The sequence below is a fragment of the Agrilactobacillus yilanensis genome, assembly GCF_003946725.1.
Classification (GTDB): domain Bacteria; phylum Bacillota; class Bacilli; order Lactobacillales; family Lactobacillaceae; genus Agrilactobacillus; species Agrilactobacillus yilanensis.
Window position 1 is genome coordinate 28,431 of the sequence record NZ_RHOY01000016.1, and the last position, 12,332, is coordinate 40,762.

Annotated in this window: 10 protein-coding genes; 4 read left to right on the top strand and 6 right to left on the bottom strand. The window is 40.5% G+C overall.

Annotated elements, in window-relative coordinates:
* Nucleotides 1-393: 393 nt before the first annotated feature.
* The 4 genes from EKM93_RS10255 (at nt 394) to EKM93_RS10270 (ending at nt 5,244) form a co-directional block, all read left to right on the top strand.
* On the top strand, nt 394-1,263 hold the full coding sequence (locus EKM93_RS10255) for a homoserine O-acetyltransferase/O-succinyltransferase family protein (RefSeq protein ID WP_125715505.1): 870 nt from the start codon (nt 394-396) through the stop codon (nt 1,261-1,263).
* Entirely contained in the window at nt 1,238-2,515 is a 1,278-nt protein-coding gene (locus EKM93_RS10260) for an O-acetylhomoserine aminocarboxypropyltransferase/cysteine synthase family protein (RefSeq protein WP_125715506.1), read from the top strand. Before EKM93_RS10255 ends, EKM93_RS10260 begins: the two co-directional genes overlap by 26 nt.
* A 622-nt stretch (nt 2,516-3,137) precedes the next feature.
* Complete coding sequence (locus tag EKM93_RS10265) at nt 3,138-3,521, top strand: hypothetical protein (RefSeq protein ID WP_125715507.1); 384 nt, start codon at nt 3,138-3,140, stop codon at nt 3,519-3,521.
* A 160-nt stretch (nt 3,522-3,681) separates the two neighbouring features.
* The gene (locus tag EKM93_RS10270) at nt 3,682-5,244 is read left to right on the top strand and encodes a glycosyltransferase family protein (RefSeq protein ID WP_125715508.1); all 1,563 of its coding nucleotides are present in this window, start codon (nt 3,682-3,684) and stop codon (nt 5,242-5,244) included.
* Nucleotides 5,245-5,352: 108 nt separating this feature from the next.
* On the opposite strand, the gene EKM93_RS10275 is transcribed toward EKM93_RS10270, so the two are convergent.
* From EKM93_RS10275 to gyrB, 6 genes are all read right to left on the bottom strand, one after another.
* Nucleotides 5,353-6,225, bottom strand: coding sequence for an aldo/keto reductase (locus tag EKM93_RS10275; protein WP_125715509.1), 873 nt, complete (start codon nt 6,223-6,225; stop codon nt 5,353-5,355).
* 101 nt (nt 6,226-6,326) lie between these two features.
* Nucleotides 6,327-6,560: a 30S ribosomal protein S18 gene (gene rpsR / locus EKM93_RS10280; RefSeq protein ID WP_125715510.1), complete on the bottom strand. Its 234-nt coding sequence runs from the start codon at nt 6,558-6,560 to the stop codon at nt 6,327-6,329.
* Nucleotides 6,561-6,634: 74 nt separating this feature from the next.
* The gene (gene ssb, locus EKM93_RS10285; protein ID WP_125715511.1) at nt 6,635-7,225 is read right to left on the bottom strand and encodes a single-stranded DNA-binding protein; all 591 of its coding nucleotides are present in this window, start codon (nt 7,223-7,225) and stop codon (nt 6,635-6,637) included.
* Nucleotides 7,226-7,264: 39 nt separating this feature from the next.
* Nucleotides 7,265-7,561: a 30S ribosomal protein S6 gene (gene rpsF, locus EKM93_RS10290; RefSeq protein ID WP_125715512.1), complete on the bottom strand. Its 297-nt coding sequence runs from the start codon at nt 7,559-7,561 to the stop codon at nt 7,265-7,267.
* 227 nt (nt 7,562-7,788) lie between these two features.
* Complete coding sequence (gene gyrA / locus EKM93_RS10295; RefSeq protein ID WP_125715513.1) at nt 7,789-10,365, bottom strand: DNA gyrase subunit A; 2,577 nt, start codon at nt 10,363-10,365, stop codon at nt 7,789-7,791.
* Between the two features lie 38 nt (nt 10,366-10,403).
* Nucleotides 10,404-12,317 (bottom strand): DNA topoisomerase (ATP-hydrolyzing) subunit B, encoded by a 1,914-nt coding sequence (gyrB, locus tag EKM93_RS10300; protein WP_225423699.1) that lies wholly within the window; start codon nt 12,315-12,317, stop codon nt 10,404-10,406.
* Between the last annotated feature and the right edge of the window lie 15 nt (nt 12,318-12,332).

Here is a 12,332-nt window from a genome sequence, read left to right on the forward strand (position 1 = left end):
GTGATACTCATTGATTTTATTTAAAATTATTAGAATTTAATTTTAAAATCCGCCTTGACATTAACCAAAAACAATATATACTAATCTTAACTTAATAATTATTTAATTTGACGTTGATGAGAAGAGTAGTTAATGGCGTAACTGAACAAGCGACCACCGTTAGTGTGAGGGTGGCAGTGAGAAGTTAACGAAGATGAGCTCTGAGTCTTGAATGGCAGTGCAAGCTAAAATTCCGGTAGGATCCGATAGCATCCCAAGTCTACAAATCAATGAATTTGTGTACTTTTGAGGTAGTTTTTTTAAATTACAAATTTGGGGTGGTACCACGACCACATCGTCCCCGTATCTTAATTGATACGGGGATTTTTTATTGTCATCAAAAGGAGTGATTTCATGACTGTATTTTGTACAAACGGGTTTAACAAAAAAACAAATCGAATTTTACCACTAAACAAAAAGCAAGCGACTTCCATTTTAGTTTTAAACCTAATGCCGGATAAACAAACTACCGAAACGCAACTCAGCAATCTCTGCAATGAACTAAACCGGCCCATTTCATTAACGTTCATGTATCCTAAAACCCATTGTTGGCATCATGGTGATCAAACTAGTTTAGCAAAAAACTACGTTACGTTAGATCAAATAAAAGATCAATACTTTGATAGCCTGTTAGTCACCGGTGCACCGCTGGAACGGCTTGACTTCAATGAAATCGATTTTTGGCAGGAATTTATTGCTATTCGCCACTGGGCTCAAAGTCATACTCAAACCCAATTATTTACCTGCTGGGCCGCCCAAGCCGCTTTATTTGTCGATTATGCCATTCCTAAAATTGACTTAGATGAAAAAATCTTTGGTGTTTACGTTAATGAGTTAAACGACTCAGCTTTACCGCAATGGTTCCAAATGCCACAATCTCGTTTTAGCAAAGTTGATCGGCAGACCGTTCAAAATACGCCTGGTTTACAAGTTCTAGGAGATAACCAGTCCACTGGCCCATTTTTAATGCAATCTGATACAAAGCACAGTCTTTATGTTTTGGGGCATCCCGAATACTTCATGGATACTTTAAGCAATGAATATTATCGGGATTTACACAAAAATATGGCCGTAAAACCACCCATTAATATCTCTTTAACCGCCCCACAGTTTTCTTACGCCCATTGGCGATGTTGCAGTCGTTACTTGTACCAATCTTGGTTAGATCAATCATTTACTTTAAAGGAGCAAAAAAACGATGACAAAAAACAATTACAACTTTGAAACTTTACAAATTCACGCTGGCCAAACCGTTGATGAAACCGGAGCGCGGGCCGTACCCATTTATCAAACAACTTCTTATGTCTTCGATAATCCTCAACAAGCCGCTGATCGCTTTGCACTAAGAGACCCCGGTAATATTTATACCCGCTTGACCAATCCAACCACAGCCGTTGTAGAACAGCGCGTTGCTGCTTTAGAAAACGGCACAAGTGGTGTTGCTTTAGCCACTGGCGCCGCTGCAATTACAGCCGCCATTCAAAATATTGCTGAACAAGGCGACGAAATTGTTGCTGCCAGCACGCTTTATGGCGGGACTTATAACCTATTCAACATCACCTTACCAAAATTGGGCATCACAACGCATTTTGTTAATTCCGACGACCCAAATAATTTTGAAAAAGCTATTAATGAACATACTAAAGCCCTTTATCTTGAAAGTATCGGTAACCCGGACATCAATTTAGTGGACTTACCAAAAATCGCAGAAATTGCCCACAAACATCAAATTCTATTGATTGTTGACAATACTTTTGCCACACCATACTTATATCGCCCCTTAGATTTAGGCGCTGATATTGTCGTTGAATCTGCTACAAAATTCATCGGCGGTCACGGGACAACCATGGGCGGCCTGATTGTCGAAAATGACAAATTTGACTACCGAGCTTCTGGTAAATACCCAAGCTTCACTACCCCAGATGCCCAATATAACGGCCTTGTATTCGCGGATCTAAAAGGTGGCGCCTTCACTACAAAAGTTCGGGCAGAAACATTACGGGACACTGGTGCAGCCATCAGTCCCTTTAATTCCTTCCTACTATTACAAGGTCTAGAAACCTTATCTTTACGTTTAGAACGCCACGTCGCAAATACCCGCAAAGTTATTGAATTCTTAGATGCCCATCCAAAAGTTGCTTGGATCAAATATCCTGAACTTAAAGACAGCCCTTATCACGATTTAGCTGTCCGAGATTTTCCAAAAGGCGTCGGCGCTATCTTCACTATCGGCTTAACAGGTGGCGAAGCAGCCGGCAAAGCACTGATCACCAAACTTAACATCTTCTCTTTACTCGCCAACGTTGGTGACGCCAAATCCTTAATCATCCATCCAGCCTCCACCACCCACGCACAACTTAATGAAGCCGAACTTAGAGCCACCGGCATCACCCCCGACCTCATCCGAATCTCCATTGGCATTGAAAACGCCGATGACCTAATCGCAGATTTGAAACAAGCCCTAGATCAAATTTAATCAGAGCGGGACAAAAGACGGGTTGATTTTGAGCATAAGCCTAGGCTAACGCCGTGAGCGGGCTTCGCTTACAAGTTAGACGTAGCTAAGCGCAGAAATCAGTCTTTTGGAACGCGTTTAATCAGAGCGTGAAGGGACATGATTTTGACTTCGAGCACTAACCTAGAATTATGAAATAAGTGCACTTCGCTTATGAATAATTCGTAGTTAGGTGAGAAGTCAGTGTCCCTGAACGCGTTTTAATCAGAGCGAGAAGCCTCATGGGCTGGCTTCACGTATAACCTAGAATCTTGCCGAGTGTCGCTAGACACACAAGAGATTCGTAGTTATACAAGAAGATAATGAGGCTGAACGCGTTTTTGTAGAGCGGGACAAGCTACGGTTTGACAATGCACATAACCTAGACTTACGACATAAGCCCGGTCTTGGCTTGTGAGTAAGACGTAGTTATGTAAATTGTCAGTAGCTTGGAACGCGTTTAAGCCAGAGCACGAAAGCCTCGAGCACTAACCTAGAAAACCATGGATAAACCGCTTACAAAATTTTCGTTTAACCGGGTGTTTCTCCCTAATTATAAAAACTTCATGCTATACTTAAGATAATAATTGGGGAGGTGATTGGCATGCGAACAACCGCCATCAAAGACAGTATTTTACTCAGCGCCTTACTAGCCATTACTTTAGTTGGTGTTACTTTAACAGATCTATTCCAATCAGATTTTTCGTTAAGATCTATCATCATGGTCAATTTTTACGCAATTATCCTCATCCTAGGTATCTATAGTAATTATCGCTTAAAGTACTTTAATTTGTGTCTCAATGCTTATATTGCCCAACATCACTTATCTCGTTTAACTTTAGAAGAAGTTACCGGTTTTTCTCGATTTGATTTTTCAATCAACCGTGATAAAACGATGACCTTTGCATTTGGGTTACCGAACAAACGTCGGACTGTTTTAAAGAAATTAAAAGCGACGTATGGCCCATTAGCCACTACAAATCCATGAGCGATTTGTCTAATAATTTACAATAATCAACGTGCACCGATATGAAATTTTCATTTTATATCGGTGCTTTTTTATGGTATATTCAGAGAAGTTATCATTTAAAATAATTTAAAATATTTTTTATTTTGTAAATCTGTCATTTTTAGGGGAGAAATTCATCTTGAAATCACTTAGTAATGGCCTGGATAAAGTTATTAAACTTATTTTTGGCCTATTTGCGGCTGCTTCGGTACTCACCGCTTTTAAGACACCAAATTTTAGTTTTCTACCATTTTGGGGTAAATTTTTAGGTTTACTGCTTGTTATTGGTCTCATTATCCTTTTGTTGCAGCCTAAAATCTATCAACGATTTAAAAATTTTGTCCTACCTAAACGTTATCTAGCGCTTGTTTTAGGCCTTTTATTTATTTACCAGCTCTTATTTTATTGGCAACTCACCATTCTTTCTGGCTGGGATCCTGGGGTGATCATTCAAAATGCCGGGGGTGCCTTCAGTCAAGCCTATTTTTCTTGGAACTACAACAACACCTTTTTACTATTAATTGAACACGGTATTTACCGCATGGCTATTGATACCGGCTTGATGCCAACTATTTTAAAAGCATTGCTTGTGGCTAATGCGCTTGTCTTAGATTTAGCCGTTTTGGGCATGTATTTTATCGGCAAACGCCTTAAAGATGCACACTTTGGTACCGTTCTTTTTAGTTTAGGTCTTTTATTTTGGGGCCTATCCCCATGGATTTTGGAATTTTATTCAGATACCCTAGGACTGCTTGCGGTTGTTGGCCTGAGCTTGCTTGCACTGAAAATCAGCCAAGCAACTGCCCACGGTCCGCGCAGCCTTTGGACAATACTTTATGCCCTACTGAGTATTGCCAGCTACTTACTTAAACCAACAACGCTAATCATCAGTATGGCTTTTGTCATCATTCTAATGCTACACGCCTTAAAACAACGTCTAAATTGGCGTCAATTTTTAGTTGGTCTGCTTTATACCATCGGGGCTTTAAGTATTTTTGTAATTGGCAACCAGATGTACACCCATTATGTCTATCATAATTTGACTTTTACCGTTGAAGGCAAAGCTTATAAACTGGATCCTCAACTGAAAACACCCCCTAGTCATTTTATTGCCATGGGGTTAGCGGGTATCGGCGGTTATAATGATGCCGATCCAATTGCGACCCACAATGTCAAAACCTATCAAGCAAGAGATGCCATGAATCGCCGCAAAATCAAGCAACGCTTACACAATTACGGTGTTGTAGGTTATTTAAAATTTTTGCGGGTTAAATTCAACAATAATATTGCCAATGGTAATTTTGTTTGGGACGGTGACATTAACTTTAACCATAAACAGCTGCATTACCCGATCAACTTGATCTCTCGACTCAGTGCCGCTTTTAACTTAATTGACGGTCGTTTCCGTAACCCAATGCGCTGGCTCAATCAAGTAACTTGGATCATCTTATTAAGCTTTAGTTTCATGAGTATTTTTGTGAAACCGACTGAAAAATTTAACTTTCTCCGGTTAAATCAATTGATTATTTTGGGCATGCAAATTTATCTTTTGATCTTTGAAGGGGGCACTAGCCGTTATGTTTTCATGTGGTTGCCTTGCTTTGTCATCACTGGACTTTATGGTTATCATTTCAGTCAAACCGCTCTAAAAAATTGGCGTACTAAACCACATCACTGGCGGTTTTCTAAAAACCAGACTTAAGGCCACAAAAAAGAAGCACGTTAAGTGCTTCTTTTTTTGTAACCTTTTTATAGCGTACATTTTCGATATAAGCCATCACGTAGAAAACTTTATTGATTTATGTGCCTTTTAAAATGGGCGGTCATCTGGGTTTTGAGCTAAGCCAGCAACCCCGCGTAAACCATCAATTGTGGCCATATCTGCAGCATCAATTTCAAAATCAAAAATTTCAGTATTTGCTTTAATTCGGTCAGCGTGAACTGATTTTGGCAATGGTAAGAAACCATGTTGCAAACTCCACCGCAAAACAACTTGGGCCAAAGATTTATGGTATTTGTCAGCGATTGATTTTAAGGCATCAACTTCAAAAATCTTACCGGTACCTAATGGACTGTAAGCTTCATTTAACATGCCGTGGTCTGTATTATAGGCAGTTAATTCAGGCTGTAGATCACTAGGATTTAAGAAGATTTGATTGACAGCTGGTTGAATTTTAGCAGTCTGATACAAAGCTTCTAAATGTGGTTTACGGAAATTAGAAACCCCAATTGCGCGGATTTTACCAGCTTGAACAGCTTCTTCCATGGATAACCACGATTCCGCATTAGCATCAGCCCAACGATCCCGTAAATCCACTGGGTTTGGCCAATGAATTAAATAAAGATCCAAATAATCAATACCTAAAGCACTTAAAGAAGCATCAATGGCTGCTTTTGCTGCTTTACGGCCATGATCTGGATTCCATAATTTGGTCGTTACAAAGAGCTCATCTCGTTTAATGCCACTGCGTTTGATCCCAGCACCAACTGAAGTTTCATTGCCATAAGCAGTGGCTGTATCAATATGCTTGTAACCGGCCATAATTGCATCATAAACGGATTGTTCGGCTACTGCACCGCTTGGTGTCTGCCAAGTCCCAAAACCGACTACTGGTATTTTAACGCCATTATTTAAGGTATACGTATCTGTTAAACTCAAAATAAAGCCCCCTATTTTAGTCATTGTTTTTAGTTTAACACACTTACTTTTATTTAGTAAATAAAAATCAAAAAAAGAAGCCCATTCAAAGGTTAACTTTGAATGAGCTTCTTGGATGTAGTCTATTAATCTTCTACAACGAATGGTAAAAGACCCATGATCCGTGCACGTTTGATAGCAATTGTTAATTTACGTTGGTTCTTAGCACTTGTACCAGTGACACGGCGTGGTAAAATTTTGCCACGTTCAGAAACAAAGCGTTTCAATAAATCAGTATCTTTGTAATCGATGTATTCGATATGGTTAGCGGCGATAAAGTCAACCTTACGGCGACGACGGCCACGACGTTGTTGAGCCATATTTATACCTCCCTTGAAATTTAGTTTATTTAAGATTCAATTTAAGTTTACTTTTCGTTTTGGAAACAACCTGCTTAGAATGGCAGATCGTCGTCAGAAATATCAATTTGTTGGCCATTATCTGCAAAAGGATCTTGCATATCTGACTGATTATTGTTATTTGAGACATTGTTGTTACTGTTATTAGGCATTGAATTATTGTTGTTTGATGTTGGCATACCGGTATTTTGATTGCCATTATTATTTTGATTATAACCTTGGTTCTGGTTATAATTTTGATTGTTATTACCACCGTTATAATTGCCACCGCCATTGTCGGCACCATTATCCCGTTGTTGTGTTGTTGCTCTTGACTCTAGTAAAGAGAAATTATCTACAACAACTTCAGTAACATAAACTTTTTGGCCTTGTTGGTTATCATAAGAACGACTTTGCAGCCGACCTTCTACCCCAACTAAAGAACCTTTACGTGTAAAGTTCGCGAAATTCTCAGCAGCTTTACGCCAAATGACACAGTTAATAAAGTCTGCATCCCGCTCCCCTTGAGCATTCGTAAATTGTCGATTGACCGCTACTGTGAAACTTGCCACAGCAGCACCATTATTGGTGTAACGAAGTTCAACGTCTCGGGTTAGACGACCAACTAGGACAACTCGATTAATCATTTTACAACTGCTCCTCTCCAAACATCAAATTTATCACAATTACGCTTCGCGTCTAACGATCATATGACGTAACATACCGCCATCGATTTTAGCTAAACGGTCAAATTCATCAATTGCCGTTGTATCTTCAGCATTGATATTGACGATATGATAAACGCCTTCGTTATGCTTGTTGATTTCATAAGCAAAACGACGTTTTTGCCAATCTTTAGAATCAACGATTTCAGCACCGTTATCTTTCAAGATTGTATCAAAACGTTCAACCAGTGTGCTCTTACCTGCTTCATCAAGATCAGGATTGATGATATAAGTAATTTCATAATGTACTTTAGCCACTGTCTTGCACCTCCTTATGGACTTTTGGCTGTTTAGATTTGCTAAACAACAAGGAGTTCTCCATCATTTTGACGGATACTCACAAATATTTACTTTAGCATAAATTTAAGCCTTTTACAATGAAAACAAAAAAATAATTGTGTTGCCTAACCCGTTGTTGACTTTATTACAGTCAATCTTAGATTACGCAAAACAATTATTTTTTAACGTTTTAAATTGAAATTTATTTAAACTTGAGGTGCATCATCGTCGTCAGCTTGATCTTGTTGTGCGCGATCTAACAATGCATCGATTTCTGGATGTGCTTCGTCTGTTTCTGTGGCTGGTGCTGTAGCTTCTGATTCAGCCTCATTTTTCTTTTCCGCTTCAGGATCAACTTTGGCCATTGTGGAAACAATCGCTTCATCGTCCACCCGAATCAACCGAACACCTAAAGTAGCCCGACCTGTTTGCGAAATATTTTCTGCTTCAAATCGAATTAAGACACCGGTGTTTGTCATAACCAAAATATCTTCCGTGCCATGGACCGTCGTTACGCCAGCTAATGGCCCATTTTTACTGCTGATATTAGCGGTCTTAATCCCTTTACCGCCACGGCCTTTAATTAGATATTCTGCGGCTGGTGTCCGCTTGCCATAACCTTTTTCTGAAATGACAAAGACATCATAATCTGGCCGTAAAACATCACTGCCCACAACATAATCGGCTTCTCTTAAGCGGATACCCCGGACACCAGCAGCTGTTCTGCCCATTGCCCGAACGTCTGCTTCGCTAAAGGAAACAGCGTAACCTAAGTGCGTGCCAATTAAAATATTTTGTTGGCCGTTTGTTAACAAAACATTGCTTAATTCATCATCATCTCTAAGCGTTACGGCACGCAAGCCACTCTTGCGAATATTTTCAAATTCAGAAACTGCGGTCCGTTTTACCACACCATATTTTGTAATGAAGAACAAATAACTTTCTTCATCTTGGGTCGTCTGGTGTTTTGGAATATGGACAACCGTTTGAATTTTTTCATCAGAGTCAATCCCTAATAAGTTAATAATTGGAATTCCTTTAGCCGTCCGGCCGTACTCGGGAATTTCATAACCTTTCGAGCGATAAACCTTCCCTTGGTTAGTAAAGAATAACAGCACATCATGGGTCGAGGTGATCACCAGATGTTCAATAAAGTCATCATCATGAACACCCATGCCTTGAATCCCACGGCCGCCGCGATTTTGAACTTTAAATTCAGTAGAAGGCATCCGTTTGATGTAACCATTATGGGTTAAGGTAATGGCTGATTCTTCTTCTTCGATCAAATCTTCGTCTTCAATGCTGAGCACTTCACCGACTAATAATTCCGTCCGCCGATCATCGCCATATTTCTTTTGGATTTCCAATAATTCTTCGTAGATGATTTGATTAATCCGTTCCTGATGATTCAAAATTTCTTGATAATCTGCAATATGTGCTTGTAATTCGTTATATTCAGACTCAATTTTATTTCGTTCCAAACCGGTTAACCGAACAAAACGCATATCCAAAATTGCCTGGGCCTGTTTATCACTTAAATGATATTGGCTCATCAATTCATTTTTAGCCACTTCACCCGTTGGCGAGTTACGAATTAAAGTAATAATAGCATCCACATGATCTAAGGCAATCCGCAAGCCTTCCAAAATATGCGCTCTAGCTTGCGCCTTTTTCAGATCAAATTGCGTCCGACGCCGAATAACTTCTTCTTGATGTTTTAAATAATATTCTAAAATCTGCTTTAGATTTAAGACTTTTGGTGCGCCGTCTACAATGGCGACCATGTTAAAAGAAAAAGAAGTTTGCAGCGGTGTTAGCTTATACAAATTATTCAAAACAACCGTTGCGGTCACGTCACGGCGGACATCAATCACAATCCGCATCCCATCACGATCAGACTCATCGTTTAAATCGGTAATGCCTTCTAAACGCTTGTCCCGAGCTAATTCAGCGATACGCTCCACTAATTTTGCTTTGTTCACCATGTAAGGAATTTCAGTAACGATAATCCGTTCCCGACCATTTTTTTGAACTTCTACATCTACTTTTGCCCGCAGAGTAATACTGCCGCGGCCCGTCTTATAAGCTTTACGAATGCCAGATTTGCCCATCACAATTGCGCCGGTTGGGAAATCAGGCCCAGGTACAGCCTCCATCAAGTCTTCAATGCTTGCTTCAGGGTTGTCCATCAAAATATGCAGGGCTTTGATGACTTCTGCCAGATTATGCGGTGGAATATTCGTAGTCATCCCAACGGCAATCCCCGTCGCCCCATTTACTAATAAGTTAGGGAAACGAGCTGGCAAAACAACGGGTTCACGTTCACTGCCATCATAGTTATCTGTGAAATCAATTGTATCTTTATTGATATCCCGCAGCATTTCTGTGGCAATTTTACTCATCCGCGCTTCCGTATAACGCATCGCCGCTGCACCATCACCATCGACAGAGCCAAAATTCCCATGACCATCAACTAACATGTAACGGTAACTGAAATCTTGGGCCATCCGGACCATAGATTCATAAATTGCCGAATCACCATGGGGGTGAAATTTCCCCATAACATCCCCGACAATCCGGGCTGATTTTTTATAAGGTTTGTCCGGAGTTACCCCTAACTCGTTCATTCCGTATAAAATCCGCCGATGAACTGGCTTTAAGCCATCTCGGACATCTGGTAATGCCCGGGCCACGATAACACTCATGGCATAATCTAAAAAAGAACTGCGCATGGTTTTGGATAGATTAACATCTGTGATGCGCCGATCCTGTGCATTATCCATGTACTTTTCAAACTCCCTTCAATAGCACCAAAACCTGTTTAAATATCAAGATTATCAACAAAAGTTGCATTATCTTCAATAAAAATTCGTCTTGGTTCAACTTTATCGCCCATCAACATTTCAAAAACTTGATTGGCTTCTTCCGCATCGGAAACTTGAACCCGCAATAAACGTCGATTTTCAGGGTTCATCGTTGTCTCCCATAACTGTTCTGCATCCATTTCCCCTAACCCTTTGTACCGTTGAATAACCGGTTTAGGACTGGCAGATAGTTGGCCGACAACTTCTTTTAATTCTTCATCCGAATCAATATAGCGTCTAAATTTACCTTGCCGAACTTGATATAGTGGTGGTTGAGCAATATAAACATAACCCGCATCTACAATCGGCCGCATATAACGATAAAACAGCGTTAACAGCAATGTCCGAATATGTGCCCCGTCCACATCCGCATCAGTCATGATAATAAGCTTATGGTATCTTGCCTTTTGAACATCAAATTCTGAGCCAAAACCTGTACCCATGGCTGTAAACAGGGACCGAATTTCTTCATTGCTCAAAATCTTATCCATACTGGCTTTTTCGACGTTCAAAATTTTACCTCTAATCGGCAAAATTGCTTGTGTCAACCGAGACCGGCCAGATTTCGCAGAACCGCCGGCGGAATCCCCTTCGACGATAAATAATTCTGAAATTTCTGGGTCTTTACTAGAATTATCGGCTAGTTTCCCAGGTAAATTACTAATTTCCAAGCCTGACTTTTTACGGGTTACTTCACGGGCCCGCCGTGCAGCGACTCTCGCCCGGGCAGCCAACAGCCCCTTATCAATAATTGACCGGGCAACCGTTGGATTTTCCATCAAGAACTTACTGAACGCTTCAGAAAACATGCGATCCGTTACCGTCCGCGCATCTGAATTGCCCAGTTTAGTTTTAGTTTGACCTTCAAATTGAGGATCCGGATGCTTGATACTGACAATGGCCGTCATGCCTTCTCGGACATCTTCACCAGACAGATTTTCATCATTATCCTTAAACAACCCAGTTTTCTTTGCATAGTCATTGATCACTCGAGTTAAAGCTGTCTTAAACCCAGCTTCATGGGTCCCGCCTTCATACGTGTGGATATTATTGGCAAACGTCATCAGATTACTCTTAAAGCCCATGGTGTATTGAATCGCCACTTCTAACGTAATCCCTTGCTGTTCCCCTTCCACATAAATCGGTTCTGGGAATAAAACTTCTTTATCTTCGTTCAAAAATTCAACGTAGCTCTTTAAGCCGCCTTCATAATGAAATTCCAATTTTTCTTGAGTTTCTTTACGGTTATCCGTGAAGGTTAATTTTAAGCCTTTATTCAAGAAAGCCAATTCTCGAATCCGCGTTGTTAAAATATTGTCATCATAAACCGTTGTTTCCGTAAAGATATCTGGATCTGGTACAAAATGGACTTTTGTGCCATGTTCATGGGCGCCAGCTGTCCCGATGACTTTCATTTCGGTATGCACTTTGCCCCGTTCAAAATCCATATAATATTGTTTTTCATTTTTAGTAACGGTGACATCTAGTTTAGAGGATAACGCATTAACAACAGAAGCCCCCACACCGTGTAAACCGCCGGAAACTTTATATCCGCCGCCGCCAAATTTACCCCCGGCATGCAAAATGGTATAAACCGTTTCTAACGCTGGACGGCCTGTTTTAGCTTGAATCCCTACTGGAATCCCCCGGCCATTATCCGTTACGGTAATGCTATTATCGGCCTCTACAACCACATTGATCTCATTGGCAAAGCCAGCTAAAGCTTCATCAATCCCGTTATCAATAATTTCCCAAACCAAATGGTGTAGCCCTTGGCCGCTTGTGGAGCCAATGTACATCCCTGGCCGTTTACGAACAGCTTCTAAGCCTTCTAACACTTGAATTTGGCTGGCATCATAGCGCTTAGCCAATTTTTCTAAATTAGC

What these genes read in the sequence shown, in the direction of transcription:
- EKM93_RS10260 (WP_125715506.1), top strand. Translation starts at nt 1,238, where the DNA reads ATGACAAAAAACAATTACAACTTTGAAACTTTACAAATTCACGCTGGC.
- ssb (WP_125715511.1), bottom strand. Translation starts at nt 7,225, where the DNA reads ATGATTAATCGAGTTGTCCTAGTTGGTCGTCTAACCCGAGACGTTGAA.
- EKM93_RS10265 (WP_125715507.1), top strand. Translation starts at nt 3,138, where the DNA reads ATGCGAACAACCGCCATCAAAGACAGTATTTTACTCAGCGCCTTACTA.
- EKM93_RS10255 (WP_125715505.1), top strand. Translation starts at nt 394, where the DNA reads ATGACTGTATTTTGTACAAACGGGTTTAACAAAAAAACAAATCGAATT.
- EKM93_RS10275 (WP_125715509.1), bottom strand. Translation starts at nt 6,225, where the DNA reads ATGACTAAAATAGGGGGCTTTATTTTGAGTTTAACAGATACGTATACC.
- gyrA (WP_125715513.1), bottom strand. Translation starts at nt 10,365, where the DNA reads ATGGATAATGCACAGGATCGGCGCATCACAGATGTTAATCTATCCAAA.
- rpsR (WP_125715510.1), bottom strand. Translation starts at nt 6,560, where the DNA reads ATGGCTCAACAACGTCGTGGCCGTCGTCGCCGTAAGGTTGACTTTATC.